Origin of the sequence: Streptomyces xantholiticus (assembly GCF_014651015.1) — a bacterium.
GTDB lineage: Bacteria > Actinomycetota > Actinomycetes > Streptomycetales > Streptomycetaceae > Streptomyces > Streptomyces xantholiticus.
In genome coordinates this window covers 62,305-82,906 of record NZ_BMWB01000030.1, presented here as the reverse complement: position 1 = coordinate 82,906, position 20,602 = coordinate 62,305, and the positions used below count along the sequence as shown (strand labels likewise).

16 protein-coding genes, 1 tRNA gene and 5 pseudogenes are annotated in these 20,602 nt (G+C 67.8%); 6 read left to right on the top strand and 16 right to left on the bottom strand.

What is annotated here, in order from left to right; genetic code table 11:
• Positions 1-199 precede the first annotated feature (199 nt).
• The 4 genes and pseudogenes from IE198_RS36435 to IE198_RS30705 form a co-directional block, all read right to left on the bottom strand.
• A pseudogene (locus tag IE198_RS36435) lies at positions 200-396 on the bottom strand (IS630 family transposase); the annotation flags it as partial.
• Positions 392-529: pseudogene (locus IE198_RS35760) on the bottom strand (IS5 family transposase); the annotation flags it as partial. The pseudogenes IE198_RS36435 and IE198_RS35760, both read right to left, overlap by 5 nt.
• Before the next feature lie 27 nt (positions 530-556).
• Positions 557-686, bottom strand: a pseudogene (locus IE198_RS36970) (transposase); the annotation flags it as partial.
• A 78-nt stretch (positions 687-764) separates the two neighbouring features.
• On the bottom strand, positions 765-1,307 hold the full coding sequence (locus tag IE198_RS30705; RefSeq protein ID WP_373300027.1) for a DUF2000 family protein: 543 nt from the start codon (positions 1,305-1,307) through the stop codon (positions 765-767).
• Here IE198_RS30705 and IE198_RS30700 point away from each other — a divergent pair.
• On the top strand, positions 1,306-2,106 hold the full coding sequence (locus tag IE198_RS30700) for a helix-turn-helix transcriptional regulator (protein WP_189892520.1): 801 nt from the start codon (positions 1,306-1,308) through the stop codon (positions 2,104-2,106). The two genes, IE198_RS30705 and IE198_RS30700, sit on opposite strands and share 2 nt — an antisense overlap.
• A gap of 142 nt (positions 2,107-2,248) precedes the next feature.
• A pseudogene (locus IE198_RS36800) lies at positions 2,249-2,513 on the top strand (IS481 family transposase); the annotation flags it as partial.
• Positions 2,514-2,752: 239 nt separating this feature from the next.
• On the opposite strand, the gene IE198_RS30690 reads toward IE198_RS36800, so the two are convergent.
• The 4 genes from IE198_RS30690 to IE198_RS30675 all read right to left on the bottom strand — a co-directional run bounded on the left by IE198_RS30690 (position 2,753) and on the right by IE198_RS30675 (position 6,162).
• A complete protein-coding gene (locus IE198_RS30690; RefSeq protein ID WP_189892518.1) occupies positions 2,753-4,192 on the bottom strand; it encodes a carboxylesterase/lipase family protein in 1,440 nt (479 codons plus the stop codon).
• 58 nt (positions 4,193-4,250) lie between these two features.
• Entirely contained in the window at positions 4,251-4,751 is a 501-nt protein-coding gene (locus IE198_RS30685; protein ID WP_229834537.1) for a MarR family winged helix-turn-helix transcriptional regulator, read from the bottom strand.
• Positions 4,752-5,292: 541 nt separating this feature from the next.
• On the bottom strand, positions 5,293-5,877 hold the full coding sequence (locus IE198_RS30680) for a DinB family protein (protein WP_189892535.1): 585 nt from the start codon (positions 5,875-5,877) through the stop codon (positions 5,293-5,295).
• A gap of 211 nt (positions 5,878-6,088) precedes the next feature.
• Positions 6,089-6,162: transfer RNA gene (locus IE198_RS30675), tRNA-Ala, on the bottom strand.
• Positions 6,163-6,408: 246 nt separating this feature from the next.
• Here IE198_RS30675 and IE198_RS30670 point away from each other — a divergent pair.
• Positions 6,409-6,981 carry a 3'-5' exonuclease gene (locus IE198_RS30670; protein ID WP_189892516.1) on the top strand — a complete coding sequence of 191 codons (573 nt, stop codon included), beginning with the start codon at positions 6,409-6,411 and terminating at the stop codon, positions 6,979-6,981.
• 168 nt (positions 6,982-7,149) lie between these two features.
• On the opposite strand, the gene IE198_RS30665 is transcribed toward IE198_RS30670, so the two are convergent.
• From IE198_RS30665 to IE198_RS30640, 7 genes are all read right to left on the bottom strand, one after another.
• The gene (locus IE198_RS30665) at positions 7,150-9,783 is read right to left on the bottom strand and encodes a LuxR C-terminal-related transcriptional regulator (protein WP_229834534.1); all 2,634 of its coding nucleotides are present in this window, start codon (positions 9,781-9,783) and stop codon (positions 7,150-7,152) included.
• A gap of 601 nt (positions 9,784-10,384) precedes the next feature.
• Positions 10,385-10,879, bottom strand: coding sequence for a hypothetical protein (locus tag IE198_RS30660; RefSeq protein WP_189892512.1), 495 nt, complete (start codon positions 10,877-10,879; stop codon positions 10,385-10,387).
• Between the two features lie 248 nt (positions 10,880-11,127).
• Positions 11,128-12,888: a serine/threonine-protein kinase gene (locus IE198_RS30655; protein ID WP_195826299.1), complete on the bottom strand. Its 1,761-nt coding sequence runs from the start codon at positions 12,886-12,888 to the stop codon at positions 11,128-11,130.
• A gap of 1,718 nt (positions 12,889-14,606) precedes the next feature.
• Positions 14,607-14,966 (bottom strand): HGxxPAAW family protein, encoded by a 360-nt coding sequence (locus IE198_RS35755; protein ID WP_229834530.1) that lies wholly within the window; start codon positions 14,964-14,966, stop codon positions 14,607-14,609.
• 521 nt (positions 14,967-15,487) lie between these two features.
• Positions 15,488-16,045 carry a hypothetical protein gene (locus IE198_RS30650; protein WP_189892509.1) on the bottom strand — a complete coding sequence of 186 codons (558 nt, stop codon included), beginning with the start codon at positions 16,043-16,045 and terminating at the stop codon, positions 15,488-15,490.
• Between the two features lie 80 nt (positions 16,046-16,125).
• Positions 16,126-16,686, bottom strand: coding sequence for a SigE family RNA polymerase sigma factor (locus tag IE198_RS30645; RefSeq protein WP_189892506.1), 561 nt, complete (start codon positions 16,684-16,686; stop codon positions 16,126-16,128).
• Positions 16,687-16,841: 155 nt separating this feature from the next.
• Positions 16,842-17,378 (bottom strand): hypothetical protein, encoded by a 537-nt coding sequence (locus IE198_RS30640; RefSeq protein ID WP_189892505.1) that lies wholly within the window; start codon positions 17,376-17,378, stop codon positions 16,842-16,844.
• Here IE198_RS30640 and IE198_RS30635 point away from each other — a divergent pair.
• Positions 17,267-17,746, top strand: a pseudogene (locus IE198_RS30635) (recombinase family protein); the annotation flags it as partial. The gene IE198_RS30640 and the pseudogene IE198_RS30635 overlap by 112 nt on opposite strands.
• Positions 17,747-17,878: 132 nt before the next feature.
• Here the strand turns inward: IE198_RS30635 and IE198_RS30630 are convergent.
• Positions 17,879-18,748 (bottom strand): NmrA family NAD(P)-binding protein, encoded by an 870-nt coding sequence (locus IE198_RS30630; protein ID WP_189892503.1) that lies wholly within the window; start codon positions 18,746-18,748, stop codon positions 17,879-17,881.
• Between the two features lie 57 nt (positions 18,749-18,805).
• On the opposite strand from IE198_RS30630, the gene IE198_RS30625 reads away from it, so the two are divergent.
• Both IE198_RS30625 and IE198_RS30620 read left to right on the top strand, forming a co-directional pair.
• Positions 18,806-19,162, top strand: a complete 357-nt coding sequence (locus tag IE198_RS30625) for a winged helix-turn-helix transcriptional regulator (protein WP_189892533.1) — start codon at positions 18,806-18,808, stop codon at positions 19,160-19,162.
• A gap of 432 nt (positions 19,163-19,594) precedes the next feature.
• Positions 19,595-20,530, top strand: a complete 936-nt coding sequence (locus IE198_RS30620) for a hypothetical protein (protein WP_189892502.1) — start codon at positions 19,595-19,597, stop codon at positions 20,528-20,530.
• Positions 20,531-20,602 lie beyond the last annotated feature (72 nt).

Genomic DNA, 20,602 nt, shown 5'->3' with positions numbered 1-20,602 from the left:
GGGCAAAAGTCATGCCGGGCCCGGAGGCCAGCGGCCCTCTTGCAGGACCGCGGAAAACATAACGGGGCGTCCCGGTCGTGGCCGCACTCGTCGGCCTACGCCGGTGCATACGGCAGGCCCGCCTGCCGCCGCCCCGGCCGTGGAAGCGTTCATCGCCTCCCGTACGGACGGCTGTGAAACGGCGAGGCCGGGTGCTGTGTCAGGCAAGGTTCGCCCTATCGACGACGGCACGTAGGCGCCCTCGCCGGCGTGGCGGTTTCGCCAGATGATGCAGCGGCGGATCATGCTGCCCTGCTTCCTGTGGGTGCCATGATCCGTGCCGTCCAAGGCGAAGTAGCGCAGGGCAGTGAACTGGACCTCGATCCGGTTGAACCAGGACGAGTTCGTCGGTGGGTAGTTCCCCGCGTGCACCGGCGGCGTGCTGATGCGCGCGGCAGATCGTAGAGTCGACGTTCACCACCCACGTGATCAGCCCGGCCGCATCGGCCCTGGCCTGCATCCCGGTCAGGATCCTGGCCCACACGCCCTCGCGCTGTCAGCGCCTGAACAGTCCGCGCTTCAGGGCGGCCTGCTCGTTCGGGACGTGTCCGCGTGCCTTGACCGCAGGGCGGATCGGCGTGTTCACACTCGATCGCGTCGGTCGTGCAGACGATGCAGCGGATCTCGGTGTCGAGCCGCAAGAACGGGGCTCCGCTGGACTGCCCCGTCGGGCCGACCGACATCGGCGAACGCAGCCGTAAGGTCTCCGCGGTGGGGCCGTGTTCTCAGGGGTGCATTCGCGTGCCCTTGAGGACCTTGTCCACCGCGTTGCGCGGCCCATACACAGCGATCCCCACCAGATCGAGCTGATCCTTGCCCACAGCCCGTACAGCCGCCCGGTTGTCCCGGTCGTTGCCCGTGCTGAACAGATCGGACGTGAACACGGCCCTCGGCAGCGAACGGGACAGCGCACGGCCGTGCGCGGCGGTCAGCGTTTCCTTTGTCCCCTCGAAGACCAGCACGGGCTGGCGGAACATCGGCAGGTACACGGTGCCGTCGGCATCTGCGTACAACTCGCCGATCACCTCGGGTGAGGCCGTGCCGAGCCCGCTGACCAGGAACGCAGTCACATTCAGTCGCTGCCAGAGCTCAAGGTCGTCGCGCAACACGACGGCGATCTTCGTATCGAAGCGGACAGGCGCGCTCTCACCCCCTGAGCCGGTCCTGCTCCCGGCCCCCGCCCCGGTCTCCTCGCTGGTCTCGTCCTTTGTTCTCATGCTTCGAGACTGCGTGGTGCACCCCTTCTCCGTCTTGTACGTTCCTTGCATGGTGCCCCGGCACGAGATATCCGCTTGGCGCCCGCAGGTAAAGGGTGTCGTGGAGGTCTTCCACGCCCGTTTCGCTGAGCACGCGTACCCCATGCACGTCCACGACGTGTGGACACTACTGATCGTCGACGACGGCGCGGTCCGCTACGACCTGGACCGTCACGAGCGAGCCACTCCGAGCGACACCGTGAGCCTGCTCCCGCCGCAGGTTCCGCACAACGGCTCACCCGCTACACCCCAGGGCTTTCGCAAGCGCGTGCTCTACCTCGACATGACGCAGTTGGACGAGAGCTTCATCGGGCCGGCGGTGGACGGCCCGGACCTCACCGACCCCGTCCTGCGCAGGCGCATCGGACAACTGCATACGGCCCTCGCGAACCGGGGCGACGAGTTCGAGGCAGAGAGCCGTCTGGCCCTGATCAACGAACGGCTGCGTGAGCACCTGCGCCCCAGGCTCTTGGGGAGAGCACGACCCGACCGCGGCGTTGCACACCGCTTGCGTGACCTCCTCGACGAGCGACTGCTGGAAGGCATCCCCCTGGACGACGCCGCGCGCCTGGTCCATGTTCACCCCACCCATCTCATACGTGCCTTCAGCGGCACTTTCGGTATCGCTCCGCACCAGTACGTGGTCTCTCGCCGCGTCGACGTGGCCCGCCGTCTGCTGCTCGACGGACAGCCACCGGGTGAGGTCGCGATTGCCACCGGTTTCTACGACCAGTCCCACCTCACGCGGCACTTCAAGCGCATCGTGGGCATCACCCCAGGCCTGTATGCCCGTACCACAGCCGTCAACTGAGCTTGGAGCGCCCTCGCAGGGTGGCTGCCTCACACGCTCCCCGACGGGACGAGGAGCCTGGTGACGATACGGCTGTCCCTGTGACGCTGTCGTGCTTCCAGTGCTGTGACCGCGTGGTTCGCCGGGGTGGTGGTCATGGCGGTACGCCGCCGTCGATGACCACTCCCGCCTCGCCTGCAGCGAGGTCCACGCGGACGAGAAGAAGGAGACCGCCACCGCCTTCTGGACCCGGGCCCAGGCGTACTTCACCCAGGTCGGCATCACCGTCGAACGCGTCCTGACCGACAAGGCCTGCCACCGCTCACGCGACTGGCGCGACACCCTGCCGGCGGCCGGGATCATCCACAAGCAACTCGGCCCTACCGGCCCACACCAATGGCAAGGTCGAACGCCTCAACCGCATGCTGCTTCGACGAAGGGTGGCTTCGTCGATCTCGAGGAACAGCGTTTGTTGACCGGTTCCGGAGGCAGTTCGCGATCACCAGTTTCGCGAATACCGAGGAGGAATGACGGCACGGACGGGGGCATCGCCGAGACGGGCCCAAAGCAGCCGATAGTTGTTCTTGCGGTGGACCAGCGTTTCCGGCGGGCTGCAGGGTCGCGTTCGGCGACGTGCTCCGGGGACTTCAGAGGAGTTCCGCAACCATTACTGGTCGGCGGGGTGAGATGGCTGTGTCTGGCTCCAGATGCGATGGGAGTCCGGTACGGGATATGCGGTGCAGGTAGGGGTGGTGTCCCAGATGCGTGTGGTGCGGAGGTGGGTGTCGAAGGATGGCCAGCCGGGATCACCGGTGGCGGCAAAGGACGTCCATGCGGTGCGGATCTGGTGGGACAGGGCGGCGAAGCCAGAAGAGGGCGGGGTGCCGAGGAAGCGGGTGGCGTAGCGGGTGTGTGGCAGGCCGAAGACGAAGGGGATGTCGATGCCGTGGGGGGCGCCGATCGGGCCTTGCCAGGCGAAGTCATACAGCCAGGTGCGGCCGCCGGTCCGGGCGTGTGCTTCGGCGGTGAAGGTGGTCGGCATGCGGACCAGGGCATCGGACATGAGGATGGTGAACAGTTCGGCGGCGGCGCTGTCGGGGTAGGCGGCGCGATAGGCCAGGGCGGCGTCGGGGGCGAGGCCGAACTGGGCGGCGGTGGCCGCGAGACCGACCCGGGCCGGGTCGGCCGTGGGTGGGAAGCCGCGGTATTCGTCGTGGGTGAAGCCGCAGAGCAAATCGATGTGGCGGGCACGTCCATCGGCGAGGGCCTGCCAGGGAGGTGCGGTGACCAGGTTCCCATCGATGGCGGGGGCGAACGCGCTGCCCGGGCGCCCGCCGGTCAGCTGCCTGTCCGGTACCTCCAAGAGGGCTTGAGGGGGCAGTGCGCCCAGGCCGTCCCGGGTGGGGCTGGTGCCGACGGCTGCTGCGAGCCGTTCGGTGACCTGCCGAGCTTCAGACGCGCTGAGGTAGCCGGTGGGAAGGCTTTGCACGATGCACCGCCGGAACAGGCCGGCGGCTGCCGGGGCGGCGGCGAGCAGGGCGGCGGAGGCGCCGCCTGCGGACTGGCCGAAGACGGTGACGTTGCCGGGGTCGCCGCCGAAGGCGGCGATGTTGTCCTGGACCCAGGCCAGCGCGGCGAGTTGGTCCAGCAGGCCACGGTTGTCAGGGGTACCGGGCAGGTGGCCGAAGCCCTCGAATCCGGTGCGGTAATTGAAGGTCACTACGACCACTCCGGACCCGGCCAGGACGGAGCCGTCGTAGTGCGGCATCGACGAGGCGCCATGGGTCCACTGGCCGCCGTAGATCCACACCATCACGGGCAGGCGCACGGTCCCGGAAGCCGGGGTCCAGACGTTCACCGTCAGGCAGTCCAGGCCGTCGCCGGGCTGCCACACCGCCGGAACCCCCGGCGCCGGCGGTCGTTGCGGCGGCGCGCTGCCGAAAGAGTCGGCCTCCCGCACTCCGTCCCAATGCGCTGCCGACTGCGGCGGCAGGAAACGCCGCGCGCCGTCGGGCGCGGCGGCGTACGGGATGCCCTTGAACGAGACGATGCCGTCGTGGGTGCGGCCGCGGACCAGGCCTTGCTGGGTCTTGACCGTGTCGTGCATGTGTTTCCTCCCGGGAAAGCCCCTGGCGCTGACCTGCCCGGGTGCGAATGTGGCGTTGTCAGGGTGTTTTGCGCCAGCTCAGGGCTTGCCAAGGGCCGGCAGGGCCGTCCTTGGCAAGCTTGGTGAGCAGGCCGTGCAGGCTCTGCTGTTCCTTTGAGGTGAGCGGGCTGAAGAACTCGGCCGAGGCCTGCTCGCTGAGCCTGTCGACTTCCCGAACCTTGTCCAGGCCGGCAGGAAGAATGTGCACCTCCATGGCACGGCGGTCGCTGGCGTGCGGCCGACGCTCCGCCAGCCCCATCGCCTCCAGCTCGTTCACCAGGGTGACCATGACGGGCTTGAACACACGCAGCCGGTCGCTCAGCCGTGCCTGAATCATCGGGCCGTGCTGAATCTGGGTCAGAACGCCAAGGTGCTGCGGTTTCAGCCCGACCTGCGCCACGACCTGCTCATAAGCCTCGCGGGCGTGGGCGGCGACCCAGTTCAACAGGAAGCCGGTCCACCTGGTCAGCGCCTCGGGAGGCCCTTCCGACCCTTCACTCCGGGCTTCGTTAATACTCATAACGTTAATGAATTTAACTTCTGCCCGCGACTGAAGTCAACGGCGCGATCGCGGCACGAGCAGCCGCCCGGATCAGGGGTCGCCCCTTGGAAGGCAAGCCGCGGCAGAGTTCAGCCGGCCGTGGCGGATTCCGCGGCCCGCGCCCGGGTGCCGGCGAGGCCGTCCGTGGAAAGAGGTGCCTCCCAAACTCATCCGCGCGATCCCGGCAGTTGAACCGAGCCTCCGCTCTGGACGAGTACAAGCCCTACCTCGACGACCGCTGGAACGAGGGCTGCACCAACGCCTGGAAGCTCCGGGAGGAGATCGTCCCGCTCGGCTACAGGGCAGCTATGGCATCGTCAGCGCCTACATCAGGAAGAAGCGCACGTCACCCCGGCCGATCACCGCACAGCCTCCGGCACCCCGTCTGGGGGCAAGATGGATTCTCAGCCGCCCGGAATCGCTCACGGAGACCGAGCAACTCCGACTCAAGGCCGTCCTGGCCAATTGCCCCGACTTGACGCCCTCACTGGCCACGTCCGGTCCTTCGCCCAGATGCTCACTAAGCCTTGATTGGTGCGGCCGACCTGGCGGCCTGCTCGATCTTCGCGCAGTAGGCTGCCCGGGCTTCCGCGTCGATCTGCTTCTCGAGTTCGGCGCGCAACCCGGTCCGGCCGTCGAGGCCCTCGCGCAGGATATCGGCGTGCCCGGCATGCCGGATGGACTCGCTGAGGACATGGACCATGATGGCGAACAGGTTCGTGTTGGGATAAGGCTCCGGCCACCACGGCACGTGGCCGGGGGCGTCGAGGGGAAGCTCGTTGATCGTCGCGTCCGAGTGTTCCCACGTGCGCCGGTAGAACCCGATGATCTGATCGCGGGTCTCGTCCTCGGTCGCCCACAGATCGCTGCCGTTGGAGTCCTGCCACCGGGGCAGCGGTTCCGGGGAAGGGCGGTCGAAGACCTCGCCGAAGTACCTGGCCTCGACGGTGGCCACGTGTTTGACCAGGCCGAGGAGGTTGGTCCCGGTCGCTGTCAAAGGTCGGCGGGCGTCGTATTCGGACAAGCCGTCGAGTTTCCAGAGCAGCGCCTTGCGATCCCGCCGCAGTCTCCCGTGCAGGTTGTCTTTCGCGAATTCATCGATCATGCGGCATGAGCCTGCCATGGGCTGCTCGTGGTCTCAAGATCCGTACGTGGTCCGCATCGACCGGCAGAGCCGAGGCCTGGCCATGGCCGCCGCCTGACCTGCTACAAGAAGCTCGCGAAATGCGGCCGGTGCTGAGTGGCCACTCAAGGGCGCTGTTTGGCCCCGGTGTGGAATTCGGAAGCAACCGGTCGTCACCAAGTAGGAGGTGGGAGGAGGCCGACCGGATTCGAACCGGTGTCCTCCCACATGCGGTGAAGGCGCGACAGCCACTGCGCTACGAGCCCCATCCCGCTCGCGATCATACGAGCTACCTGCACCCTGCCGCTCTCAAATATTCGAAGGCGACGACGGATCACTGAGCGTGCCCGTGTCACGGAAGCCTGTCCAGAACCACGACTGCTCGACAAGGCCGGCCTGCCTGTGGGCCGTGCGCCGGTGGCGGCCGCGTCTGTGTGAGTGCGTGCAGTGAGGTTGCGATGGGCGGTCGAAACTCGGGTGACCGGTAGAGCTTGCCCCTTTACTCTCCTGGGCATGGAAAGTGCCAGTGGACTGCTGAATGTCATTGATGTGGAGGCGACTTGCTGGGACAGCGTGCCGCCGCGTGGTGCGGTCAGCGAGATCATTGAAATCGGGCTGACGGTTGTTGACCTCCGCAGGGGCAAGAGTGTGGGGCGGCATCGCATTTTGGTGCGGCCTGTGCGGTCTGCCGTCAGCTCCTTCTGTACTGAGCTGACTGGGCTGACTCAGGCCGAAGTGGACAAGGGACTGGGTTTCGCCGAGGCCTGCCGACTGCTGGCTGCCGAGCACGAGACAGGGACGCGTCCGTGGGCGAGCTGGGGCGACTATGACCGTCACCAGTTCACGCGGCAGTGCCGGGCCACCAACATCGCATATCCGCTCGGAAGTCGGCATGTGAATGCCAAGGCAGTCTTTACCGAGGCCCATGAATTGCGCAAACGCCCTGGAATGGCGCAGGCACTGGAAATTGCCGGACTGTCGCTGGAGGGGCGCCACCACTGCGGCGAGGACGATGCATGGAACATTGCCGGATTGATCCTCGACCTGGCTGCCCGTGGCGCCTGGCCCGGGCACACTGCCCCTTGAGAGCACGCCTCGAAAGTACCAGCAGGGCCGCTTGAAGCACCCCAACTTCCGCCAGGGCGACGTCAGCCCACGCCTCGCGTAAATGAGCCCCCAGACTTGCTCAACCAGCATTCCTGCCTCGGAGGACCAGAAGGTGCAGGCCGAGCTGCGGCGCACGGCACCAACTCGTCATAGAAACCGGTCGGCAAGCTGTCGGCGGGTGGTGAGGCCGAGCTTGGCGTAGACGCGCTGCAGGTGGTTGTCGACAGTACGGACGGAGAGGGTCAGCTCAGCGGCGATGTCCTTGCTGAGCATGCCCCGGGAAGCGAGGAGCGCGACTTCCTGTTCTCTCGCGGTGAGCGGCACGACGCCCTCGCCAACCCTCAGAGCGGGGGTCGTGGCCCCTTCGCAACGGGCGGCGAGGACCTCGGCGCGCACCGCAGCGGCGTTGGCTCGGCGGACTTCTCCGGCCTCCCTCAGGAGGGTGGCGGCCGTGGTTGCCGCCTCGGCCGCCAGCAGGTCCGCTCCGATCCTCTCCAGGGCATCCGAGGCGGCGATCAGTTTGTCGGGGTCCTGTGCCGCCCATGCCGTTGCCAGATCCGCACGGGCACGGTGGAAGTGTCCCGAGCACTCGGCCGCGATCTCCTCCAGCCGCGCGGCGGCTGCCCGCGCACCGCCCAGCCGGACAAGGTCGGTCAGCAGGATGCTTTCGAATGCGGTCTGTCCGCGCTCGAAGGCTTCCCTTGCGGCAGCCGTCAGTAGGGCTCGTGCGCGGGTCAGCTCGCCCCGGGCGACGTGCACCCACGCCCTGCCCAACTTCTCCTCAGCGAGGAACACGGGGCGCGGGAGCCCTTCGTACTCGACCAGGGCCGCCTCGGCCGCTTCGAGATCACCCTGCATGGCAGCCGCCGCCGCCAAACCGGCCAGCGCATATAGGCAGGACAACCCGGCGTGGGGCCGTGACGCACGGGCCAGCTCCGCGTACAAGCGACGGGCCTGCGCCGGGCGACCGGCAAGCCACGAGCCACGAGCCAGATGGAAAGCCAACAGCCGGCGCTCGGGTTTCGCACTCATCTCGGAAATGCCGTCGCACGCCTGCTCGCCCACCGCACGAGCCTCGGCCAGGCGGCCGAACTCCGTCAGAGCCAGGACAAGGATGGAATGGAGCGCCGCCTCGTGCGAAGCCAGTGCGGAGGACGGGCCGGCAGCGGCCGAACCGGCGGCGATGGCACGTCGGGCCCAGTCCACGGCCTCCTCCGCATGCCCCAGACACGCCAGCGCGGCGGAGCGGATCATGGCGGCCATCAGCCAGATCTGCGGGTCTGGCGACTGCGCGACATCCGGTTCGAGGTCGGCACACAGGCTGAGGCTGTGCTGGGCATCCCCGACGGCGAAGCCTGCGGCGGCCTCGTTGTACCGCAGGGCTCGGCGGCCGGACGGGCTGGTGACCCTGCCGCGGACGGCCTCGATGACGCCGAGGACGTCCTCGTAAGGGGCCCCTAGCCCCCAGATGAGGTTTTGGGTCCGCATCAGAACGAGGGCCAGTACTTCCGGCTCGCTGACCGCCTCTGTGTCGGCCTCGCGCAGTTCGTCCTCGGCCTGCTCGAAGTCACCGGCCTCGAACAGTGTCTTTCCCAGCAGCAGCCGGACTTGGAAACTGCGGTGTTCCTGGGGGATCGCACGGAGCAGTTCCAGCGCGCGCGGGTACTGGCGGGCATGGGTGGCGAGCACAGCCGCCTGGATCAGCAGCGCTGGATCGGCAGTGCCGGTGGCCGCGAGTTCGTAGGTTGCGAGTTGGATCGCGTCTTCCCGGCGGCGCGCCCCGCACTCCTTCAGCAGCCGGACCTGCCGCAGCAGTGTTTCCCGACGGCGCTGCGTGGCCATGTCGGCGCGCAGTATCTCGCCGTAGAGGGGGTGGGCGAGCCGAACTGTGGTACGCCGACCCGCCTGCGCGACGACGATCAGTCCAGCCTCCTCCAGTTGGTCGAGTGCCTCCGGGCCGACGTCCTTGCCGAGGCGGTCCAGGGACAGCGGTTCGCACAGCGAGAGCACATCGAGCACCTGTCGGCCTTCTGACGGGGCGACGGCAAGCCGGGACCGGATCAGATCGGTAAGTCGCCGGGTTCCCGGCACCTCGTCCGCGGTCATGTCCCAGATGCCGTCGTCGCAGGTCAGCGCTCCGACGTCCACTGCTCCCCGTACCAGCTCATGCAGGTAGAGCGGATTGCCCCCACTCGTGGTGAACAGCTGATGGACCGCGTTCGTGCCGACCGGCCCGTCCAGGACCTGTTCAAGCAGGGTCTCGACCTGCTCGCGGCCGAACTCGGCCAGGTCCACCCGCCATACGGCGTCCTCGTGCCCGAGGGCGGTGACGGCCACGGCCGCCCCGTGCCCTGACCGCACTGTTCCCAACAGGAAGGCCACTCCGGCGTCCATCAGCTGACGCAGCAGCATCGCCGAGGTCGCATCCAACAGGTGGACGTCATCAACGAGGATCACCATGCGGGACGTCGGCGAATCCGGCTGCGAAAGCAGTTTGACCACCTTCGCGAACCCCGAGACCGGGTCGGACAAGTCGATGCCATGGGGGAGCAGATGGGCCAGAGCGCCCAGTGACACCGACGCCGCGGCGTCGGTGGCCACCGCCCGCCCCGTGCGGTGCCCGGCTTCGGCCGCCCGGCCCAGGCACTCCTCGGCCAGCCGGGACTTGCCGACTCCCGCCGGGCCGAAAAGCAGGAATCCGGTGCTGCGCGCGTCCTGGAGGACTTGGTCGAACTCCTTCATCTGGGCTTCGCGCCCCACCAGTGGCCAACGCCGCGGCATGCTGTTCCGACTCATCTTGCCCCTCGTGTAGTTTCCCCGGGACGTCAACGCATGAACGTTTCACCTTCTTACCGCGCCCGAGTCAGGCGAATTATGGCAGAACCGGCACCTTGAGCCCTTCGGATTTCCGGGGTATCCGTCCTCCCCCGGTGGTGGACCACAAGGGCAACTCGCCGCTTCAGGCTTCGACCGCGGAAACTCGCATTCGCGCCGGAATCCGCGTTGATGTCTCGGCCATCGATGTGATCCGGGGACGCATGACACACCGGAGCCCGAGCACAGCACCGCTTCCGTCGCGAGCGGCACCGCACTCCCGGTCGTTCCCGGCCGGCTCGGAGGGTGCGGCCGCTGTGCCCGGGGCGGTCCCCGAGGAATGTCGGCTCCGGACAGCGCCCAGCATAGGAAACAGCTGCGACAAACAGCGTCAGCGGCGCTGCCGGATCGATGTCATACCTGTAGCGAACCGGCCCGGCGCACAGTGGATGTGAACCGGCCCTGTGCACGGCCCCTGTGCCGGCATCACCGGCGACGGCACCAGCGCGAGAGACCTGCCGGACCGGCCGTACCAGCGCGACGACTTCCCGGACTGCGGCACGCGGCTTCAGCGACAGCGGTAGGTGAAGGCAGCCGAGGCCGTGTGCGGGGTCGGGGAGAGGATGTCGACGACGGCTCTGGCCCGCTGCGTGCCCCGGCCGTTGAAGGTCCAGCGCAGGACGAGCCGCGCCTCCGTCTGGTGGGCCGAGACGGACTGGGTCAGCTCCCCGGAGACGGTGCCGTCGCTGCGGAGCCAGCGGTAGCGGATCATGCCGGGGGCGCCGTTGGTCCTCGCCGTGGCGACCACCTCGGCGGTGCCGTTGCAGCCCACCTCGGTTGGCTCGGCGCGTACGGTGACCTCGGTGACCTTGGCGGCAGCCTGCTCCGGTAGAACCCCCAGCACAAGGAAGACCGCGATCACGGCGGCGGCGAGCAGGACCGGCAGCACCCACCTCCGTTTCCGCGCGCCCTTTCGGCGCCGGCGTGGCGGGACGACCGGCGGGTCACCCCGCCACACGGCGGTGACAGCTCCGCCCGCCTCCTCCTCGTCCGTCAGGAGCACCGTCGGCGCCTCACCGCCCGCCCCGGGAGGGCGCAGGGGGTACAGACCCGTCTTCCACAACGTCGCGGCTGTGGGAAGGACGTCGCTCCGGGAGACTGAGGAGTCGCCGGAGCTGACACTCCAGCCTGTCGTCAGGTACTCAGGGCCGTCGTCGGCCGGGCCGTGGGGCGCGGGCGCCGGCCCTGTCCGGCCAAGACGCTGTGTCGGCCAGTCGTGGGGATCCGACATGTTAGCTCCAGACACAACGCTCAGCCCAGTTCCGGGAATTCGATTTTGCATGCCAAGGCGCCCGTGTCCCGGTACGGCTCACCCGACTCGGCTCCCGGCGTCGTGGATATCCGCAGGCCCCAGTACCGGGGGCATCTGTCGCTGCGGAAGGTGTGCGTGTAGCGGAGGTCGTATGAGGTGCGTCCCTTGAGCACATAGGTCTCCGTGGCGCCGTCCTGCTCTCCCGGAGTGCCGCCTTCGTCGCTGTTGTACCAGGTCAGCGTGAGTGTGACTGGTTCGGGGCCGGTCGTGGTGACCGCGACCGCGGCATCGGCTGCGCGCCCCGACGACGCCGCACCGAGCCGGGTGATCTCCGCACCGCTGACCGCCACGGAGCCCGCCGCGGGCGACTGCAGCCCACCACCGGTGGGGGTGGCCGCTGCCGGCTCTCCCGGACCGACGGGATCCAGGGAGGGCGAGCCGGACTTCCCATCCCCGGCCGCACCGCCTGCGGTGCCTCCTCCGGTGGGGGTCGCATCGGCTCCGCCCGAGGGCGAGCCAGGTGAAATGGAGACGGAAGGGGACACCGAGGAGGAGGCGGACGCCGAAACCTCCGCCGGCCCGGAGGGGGACGGCGAAGTCGTCTGGCCGGGCACCGGACGGGTCCCGTCCCCCGGTGATGACGAGGACGCCTGATGCGAGGAGGGACCCCCGCTCACCGCGATGGCGGTCAGCACCGCCACAACCGCCAGCACGCCGGCGCCGACGAGTACAGGGCCGCGCAGGCGACGTCCCGCCCGCGGGGACCGGCCGGCATTCACGGCGTCGCCCCCGGATCGAAGCCGACCGGGCCGCCGTACGCCCTGGGCGCCATCCGTTCCGTCAAGCTCGGTGGTGGCAAGTGACGTCGTCGCTTCCTCGGCCCCGCCGTCAAAAGGCTCCAGCAGGCCCACCATCAGTCCCGCGGCGCGGAGCGCCAGTGCGTGGAGGCCCCGCTCCTCCCACTCGTCCCCGTAGCCTGCGACGGCCACCGCCTCGAGTTCAGCCAGGAAGTCGGCTGCCGAGGCCGGCCGGTCCAGTGGGCGCTTGGCCATACCGCGCTCAATCAGAGGCCGAACCAGCTCCGGCACCGACCCGAGGGGTACCTCCGCCGACAGGTGCTGCACGGCTATCTCCGCCAGGTGCTCGCCTTGGAACGGCCGCACTCCGGTCAGGCACTCGAAGAAGGTGGCGGTGGCGGCATACACGTCCGTGGCGGGGGAGGCTGCCTCTCCCTGCCACTGCTCAGGTGCCATGTACATGGGGGTTCCTGCCCCGCTGGGGGTGCTCCCGTCGCGGGCCGCGATCCCGAAATCAACGAGCTTTGATACGCCGTCCCCCGTGACCAGCACATTCTCCGGCTTGTAGTCGCGGTGGACAATGCCCGCCCCGTGCGCGGCACAGAGGCCGAGCAGGGAGCCCTTGAGCACCGTCAGAGCGGCTTCCGGGATGGTGGCTCCCTCCTGCCAGAGCAGCGTCCTCAGGGAGGGGCCGTCGATCAGTTCCATCACCAGCGCGGCGCCCTCCTCGCTCTCCACATACCGATGGAAGCGGGCCACATGCGGTGAGCGCAGGTCCCTCAGAAGCCCCGCTTCGGTGCGGAACGCCTGGAGAAATCGGGAGTCCCCTGCCAGCCGGGCATCGAGGTACTTGATCGCCACCGGGTCACCCGTGGACTGCTCGACGGCCATCACTACACGTCCGCTGCTGCCGGCCCCCAGTTCCCGAGTCTCCACGAACCCGGGAATCGACCAATTCTTCACGTGACCCTTCTGCCTTTCTTCACTGTGAGCCCGTGCCGGGCTGTGGTGCTCCGTGCTCGACGCTCCGCCGCAGAGGGGAGGCCAGGAACAGGCAGCACGGTTCACCCTGACCGTCCGGGGGCCGGTGCGCATGAGTGATCACTACTCACTTCTGCCGCACCGGCCGGGTGGGGAACCGGCCTTGGGACATCGGTACAGCGGTCGCCGCGGATTGATCTTGGCCACCCAGGCCATCGGGTGCCCCGTGGGACTCGGCAAAAGATCCTCGATCGTCGAGGAACTCGGCCGGTGGCGCTGTGCAACCAGACGGTGGGCCGAGGGCGGGGCCGGCCCACGTGATGACGGGACGCTCGTTGACATACAGCACGTCTGACTCGCGACCGGGGCCGCGGGGGCGGCGGGCGAGTTCCTTGGTACGGCGCGCAGTGGGTGGTACCGCACCGCCCAGAGAACTGCTCGTCCTTTCCAGCCGAATCCGCCTGGTCGAAGGCGACTTCTCCTCGGCCTCGGACCGACCGCCTCAACCCCCGTGGCTGAGCAAGGCCACCCACTCGGGAGCGCGTCGTTGTCAGCACCGAAGCAGGCTCGCCGAAGACGCGAGGGCGGTCCGACCCCGGAGAGGTACACCTGCGTATGAGCCCTGGTGGTCTGCTGGGGCGATGTGCGCCGACGAGCACATGCGTGTTCCGCCGCTCGCCGTGGGGACGGGCAGCACATGCCCGCTCAGTGCGTGGCCGCAGGCGCCTGGGCGGAGGCTGCCCCGTGCGACCGCCGCCAAGCAGACGAACTGCGGCGACAGGGAGTTGGGTGAGCAGGTCACCGGAAGGGATCGGGCGGTGAGGAGAGCGGCAGGTCCGGACTGTGTCGCAGTGCGTCCAACACGACCCGATCGACGACAGCCGTAGTGCCAGATTCGCCATGTACGACTGTGCATGCCAAACGCCCACAGCTCGTTCGCGTAGGCAGCAAGGTCCATGGCGCCGCGCCCGGTCGTGGGATGCTCGGGCGGACCACCGGCACGATCGGATCCGTGGCCAGCAGGCACGATGTCGAGGTCCGGCCCCGGGGCGCGCAGGTCGCCCGGGTCCTGCCTCGGACTCGGACTGCACATGAACATCGTCCAGCTCCCCGGCATGGGCGGAGGCTTCCGGATCGCGCCGCCGCTGACCGCCACCGAGGACGAGCCTTCGCTCGGTTTGACGATTTGGAACATGCGATCAGCGAGGCCCGTTCCGCGCTTCGAGCACGACGTGCACGTCCCAGGCGCAGTACCCGGATCCTGCGCGCCGCATCCCCGGCTCCGGTCCTTTCCGAGAATCGGACGTGGTCCTCTCACTGGCCCAAACAGCGGCAGACGAGTCTCGGTCGACAGCGGCCATCAGCGCCCGTCGTTGTCGTCCGCAGCGCGCCGCGCCCACTCACTGCTCAGCCGGCTGCTTCTGTGTCCGCCGGGGAAGCCTGGCTCGCCCTCGGCGGTGAACCGGCGCATCCAGCGCGCCACAGGAAGCCAAGTGTCCACATCCAGTACCAACTCTCAAGTACTGCGTGATCACCCACCAAAGCGTCCCACGCATTTGCGTTTGCCGCTCAAGGACCCTGTCACCTGGGCATTCATCACTGTTATGACCAGAGAACCGACACGCAATGGCGTCAGCATCGACAAGGGGACCAGAAAGTCGATGCCCACAGGTTGAGGCCGTGGGTGTCAGAGCACTGCTCTACAGCTGGGCGCCGACTGTTTCGGGCACCGGCTTACCGACTTCAGCTGCGGCCGCTGCCCGCCGTCCGGCTATCCAGCAGCCAACGCAGTCAGGGTGCCCTCGACGAGCAGTGAGGTCCTTCACGCGCCAGTCCCACTGGTCAGCCGGCCGAGGGCCGCTCGGCTTGCCCCACCCGGCCAGATGAAGGACCCAGGTGACGATCACGGACAAGGCGATGACGGCGACGCCCGCGGCGATCAGAGGACCGGAGACAGCGACGATGCCAAGGCCGGCGACGCCAAACCCCAACGTTGCGATGGAGGTTCCCGTCCACCCAGCCACCGTGTGACCCATGTCCACATCACCATGTGCGCTCATCAGTACTCCCAAAGCATTGCCGGTGAACCGCAGCCCCGTACGTCGAAGGAAAGCCTGGATCACCAGAGGCGCTCAGCACTTGAGTAGGAACTGCTCACTCACAGACAAGAGCCAGGGCGGAGGAGCGGGCTCAAGAACCTCCCCGCCAGAACAGTGACTGGTGAGCTTGATGAAACGCGCCGCAACGGATCAAGGCCCAAAGACCCCTGGCCCGGCGCCTACGCTCGCGGTAGACCCGTGAAGCAGGAAACGATCTGGCCGTCGCGGACATGCAAGAAGGCACGCAGAAGGCTGCGTTGACGGTGGCGGGCCTGCGCGTGCTGCCGCTGACGGTACCAAGTCCTGCAGCACTGGTGTCAGGCCGGCGACGGTGGGCAGGCCGGGTGATCGTGCCAAAGGCATCCACAGCGCTGTACCCGGTGGCCGGGGAGAAGACGCTGCGCGACCTGGTGGCGCACCCCGCTGGTGGAGTTGAGACCAACCTCCGTGACCCTCATGGGGCGGTAGGAGCGCAGGGCGGTTCAGCCCTTGCCGGACTTGGCCAGCGACGCCAGCATCGCGCCGTCGGCACCCTGGACGGTGATGGTGATGTCGTTCGTCCTGGCATGAGTGTCATCTGCGTGGAAGGCGACCCATCCAGGGCGGCCGGGCAGCGTGACGATGCGGGCGCTCATGGTCCGGTCCCCAATGGAAAAGGCCACTCTGGTGGGCTTCTCGGGGCCGCGGTAGATGCCGGCCCACACGGTGCCGGCGTCGTCGCCGACAGCGGTGGCCGAGATCTTGCCTCCGGGCACCTCAGCCACCTCCATGAGCCGCTCCTTGGTCGAGCCCGATGCGTTCGGCGTCACCAGGAACATGCCCTGACCGGACAGCCACATCGTTTTGCCACGGCCAAGCATCACCCTCTCACCCGGATCCACCACCTTCACGGCCGCCGATGCCGCGGACACTGGGGGCGTAGGGGAAGAATCAAAGGTTGCAGAGAACGCCACGCCGACCGCCGGGACGAGAACCGCGGCTGCCACGACAGCAGACCGCATCGCCTTGTGGCGTCGGCGGATCATCTTTCCCTGGCGCATCACAGCCGCCGTGGGGGCCGTTCCCACCGGCACGCCTGCTGCGGCCTCATGGAGCGCCGCGGCCAGGGACTCGTCCTGGTTCATCGGTGCATTCCTTTCAGCGCGACCGAGTCACTCGTGTGCGTACGCGATTCCTGGGGGTCTCCGGCCAGAGCGGCCAGGACGCCGTCGTCGCGGAGTCCGGCCAGACCGCGGGTGATCTGGCTGCGTACGGTGCTCTCCCGGGTTCCCAAGGCTGCAGCAATCTGGGCGGGTGTCATGTCCTCGAAGTAGCGGAGCACCACTGCGGACCGCTGCCGCAGCGGCAGCCTGGCGAGCGCGTCAATGAGCGCACTGCGGTGCTCTACCTGGGCGGTCCGGTCGGCCACCGCAGTCTCCGGAAACCGGGAAGTAAACCATTCGCGAACGGTCCGCCTGCGGAACCCGTCCGCGTGAACGTGGATCATGATCTTGCGGACGTACGCGGCCATGTCGTCGCTATGCCGCACTTTGTCCCACTTGACATAGGCACGGGCCAGGGCGTTTTGGGCCAGGTCTTCGGCATCGTGATGGCTGCCGGTCAGCAGATACGCGGTGCGTACCAGGCTGGGCCACCGGCCTGTCATGAAGTTGTGGAATTCGTCATCGCTGGCGTTGCTCAATCAGACCTCGCCAAGTTTCGGCTCTGGCCAGCCTGCGGTATTCCGCGGTGTTTGTCACGACTGAACCTCGGCAGGGAAGAGACAGGCGGCGCGAAGAGACACTCGCCGTAACCGCCGCTGCCGCCCGATCCGGGGGCGACAGCGGCAGTTCTTGACTAGCTCTGGACGATGATCGAGGGCTTCACAGAAGCGTCCGCCTCCGCGTCGAAGACGTAGTAGGCGCCCCAGCCGGGTTTGCCGGCCAGGGTGGCGACCTTGGCCTGAAGGGTCCGGGCCCCGAGCTTGACAGTGACCTTGGTCGTCGCCGTCACCGGACCGCGGTAGATCCCTGCGAACAGCACACCGGAAGCGTCGCCGCGGGCGATCGTGCGCACCTTCCCAGGGAGTACGTCGGCGACCCGAATGACATCCGGCTTGTCAGTGCCCGAAGACTTCGGGGCAACAACGTGCAGGCCCTTCGCCGTCAACCACAGCTGGTTGCCGGCAACCGCGATCCGCTCACCCGGCGCAACCACGTGCGCGGCGCCGGCCGTGGAGGCCATCCGGACGGAGGCGCCTGCGGGCGCTGCCGACACCGGCGATGCGCTTACGGACGATGCGACCGTCATCCCCGTCCCCGTCGCCAGCACCGCAGCACCTGCAACCACGGCCAGCCATCCGCGCTTCCGCTTGTGCGAACCGATGGAAGTCATCAGTAACTCCTATAGATCAAACAGCGCCGGCCTCCAGCCACCGGGACCGGAGCAGACGGGCTCTCCCTCGTCCCATCCACCCCCCAGACAGCACCCGTGCTGCAAAGCGCTGCTTTACGCGGCACGCCACTGCATGTGGCACTCGTCACACGCGAAAGCCCTGCGGTTTCTCGAACGCGAACGGATGGGCGGGCCCGCACCGTTGCTCGACCGCGACCACATCCACGTTCGACAAGGCGAGCGGCGCGAAGGCCTCCCGACCGAAGCTCGACCTCCCCACGCAACTGCCACGCGAGGGCGACACGCTGAAGGTCACCCGGCTCGACCGGCTCTCCCGCTCGGTACTGCACCTGGTGACCCTCGGCACCGATGCGCGAGGGCGCGGCATCGGGCTGCACATCATCGAGCAGGACATCGACACCTCGACCGGCGGCCTCTGCACAGTGCTGCGTGGACGGCGGCCAATTACGGGCCACCCTCAGTTCAGGGCAGCCGGTCTGTCAGGGACGGTGCCAGCTCTGTCGCATTGCCCAGTCGCGCAAGGTTGTGGTCCCCACCTTTACCACGGCCGGGTCCGGTGCCGGAGCCGGCGGTGCGTCCTGCGGAGGTGGGGTGTAGGCAGCAGCGATACCTGCGGCGGCTTCGGCTCCGAGGCGCGGGGCCAGCATCTGCTCGTACTCGCCGGGGTCGATGGTGCTCCATCGCACCTCGCGCCCCAGTGCGGCGGCCAGTTCGGTGGCGACTTGTTCGCCAGTCAGGACTTGAGGGCCGGACACGATCTGCAGCATCGGCGGGGCGGGGGCTGTGCTGAGTTCAGCGATCGCAGCGCCCAGGTCGTCCAGTGCCACCCAGGGGACCGGCAGTTCTGCGGGCAGCGGGTAAGCGATTTCCCCGGAAACCACCCGCGGGGCCGACCAGGGAGCGGCCAGATTCTCCATGTAGGTAAGTGCAGGCGCGATCACCGTGGCAACCTCGACAGTGCCCGGCAGTTCCGCTGCCAGCAGGACCCGGGCATCCACGAAGGGCACTCCGACAGGCTCAGTAGCCACCACGCCACCAGTATTGAACACCACCCGTGGCACTCCGGAGCTTTTCAGTGCGCTGAGCACTGCCTCGGCATGCAGCACCGCGTGGGCGGCGAAGACCAGCGGCAGCTGTACGACTACCGCGTCGGCACCGGCGTACGCCTCTGCCAGGGATTCGGGAGCGGAGAAGTCCGCGAAGACGGGTTCGGCGTTCGGGTGCAGACCGGATGCCGAGGTGTTGCGAACGGCCGCACGCACCCGGTGGCCAGCGGCAAGCAGCTTCCGGACGACAGGCGCCCCCTGGATGCCAGTCGCGCCGTGAACGACAACAGTGATGTTCTTCATGGCCAGCACATTAGTTTCCAGAATGAAGCAGTACCTAGAAAGTGCTATAGTTCCAGAATGGAAACTAGTGGGCCCGACCATGCGACTCGCCTGATCGACGCGCCCGCCCGGGGGTGCGGCATCGAACGGACCCTTCAAGTCCTCGACGGCAAATGGACAACGCTGATCATCCGAGAGCTACTGCCCGGCCCCAAGCGCTTCGGAGAGCTGCGCACCGCCTTGGGTACCCCCAGCGCCAAGACGCTCACCGACCGCCTGCGCATCCTGGAACGGCAGAACATCCTCACCCGTACCGTGCATGCAGAGGTGCCACCACGGGTCGTCTATCAGCTCACCGACCAGGGGCAGAGCCTCAGTAGCGTGCTGTACGCCATGCTCTCGTGGGGTGAGCAACACCCCCTCATCGAAGACTGAGCCCGGCCGGTGCCCGGGCACCGCCGCTGACGCGAAGGCGACTCCGTGCTCCGGGGCGAATGCTTTGACGGACAACCATGGGCTGCGGCACCAGGTCCCGGCCCTGGAATGGGAACATAACGACGTGCGCCTTCGGCGACGCGGGCAACGTGACTGTCCCCGGCCAGTCCGTCGGCGCCGCCTCGGGCCGCACCACACCTTCCCAGTCCTCGCACGCCATGGAGCCGACAGGCTGGTCGTGCGTCGAACCTTCGTCGTCGCGCCGGATCACAGAGTGCCCAGCAAAGCGGGTACCCAAAGCCGATCTCAGAGGGCAACTCAGCCACTCCTCCGGCACTGCGCCACGAAGGATGGAACGGTCGGCTCGCGGTGTCGGCACCGCCAAGTGGCGTCACCCGGCCAGCCACTGGTGAGTAGTCATCACTCACGCGCATGGCACCCGCCCTGGCTAGGTTTCCGCGAGGAACGTTCAGGCCAAGGAGTGCACTGTCAGTGAGAAGAAGGATTCCTGTCGCCCTTCTGGGGGCGGTGGCTCTCGTGGGAGACATGTTCTCCGCTTACGAATTCGCCTCCCTCACCGGCCATCGAGCTGAGACGCATCTACCTGTGGCATGGATCAGCATTGTTTTCACGCTGAGCATGGCACTCACGGTGCTCCTCGCCGTGCAGGGTGCGGCTGTCGTGGGCGGCGCGGCCTTCGCCACCGTCGGACTGGGGTTCCTGTCGGCGGGAATCACGTACGGCAACACGAGCAACCTGGTTGTGGGACTGGCGTTGTCCGCCGTCGGAGTATCGGCCACGTTCCTCCTGCTCCGCGTCTCCGCCTTCGTCGGAGTGTGGGGGGCGCAGGCAAGACTGTGGGGAGACCAACTCACCGGACTGTGGACAGACCAGGTCGCCGAGGGGACTCCGAGGGAGCGCCGTACAAGGCTGTGCGGCTTGACCGAGCTCGACGGACCCCTCCTCGGCCTGCTGGAGGTCACGGTGCACAGGTACTCGCTGGGGGACCTCCGCACCGCGGTGAGACTGTGTTGTGAAACGCGCTATTCCGGTGGCGAGACGTTCCGACGGAGCCCGCTCGTGGGCGCGCCTCCCCTGCTCGAGGCGTGCATCCTCACCGAGAAAATCGTGGTGATCCTAGTTGTGCACACGGACGGGTACGGGGCCGCGTTTGTCGAGAGGCTCCAGCAGACGATGTTGAGCGAACCGTACGGACAGGAGGTCCTGGGCCCTCACATCTCGGTCAACTCGGCGTGGCTGGGATCCGCTGAGGCGTCAAGCGTGTCGTTCCCCCTCGACAACAGCACTGTCAGTCGTGAATTCGTCGAAGAGTTCCGCGCAATGCTCACCGCGGCCCGGCACACCTGAAGCGTTCCAGGGACCCGACGGCTCCTGCAAGAACCGTGCCTACCCAAAGCGGGCTGCACTACGTGGTGGGCA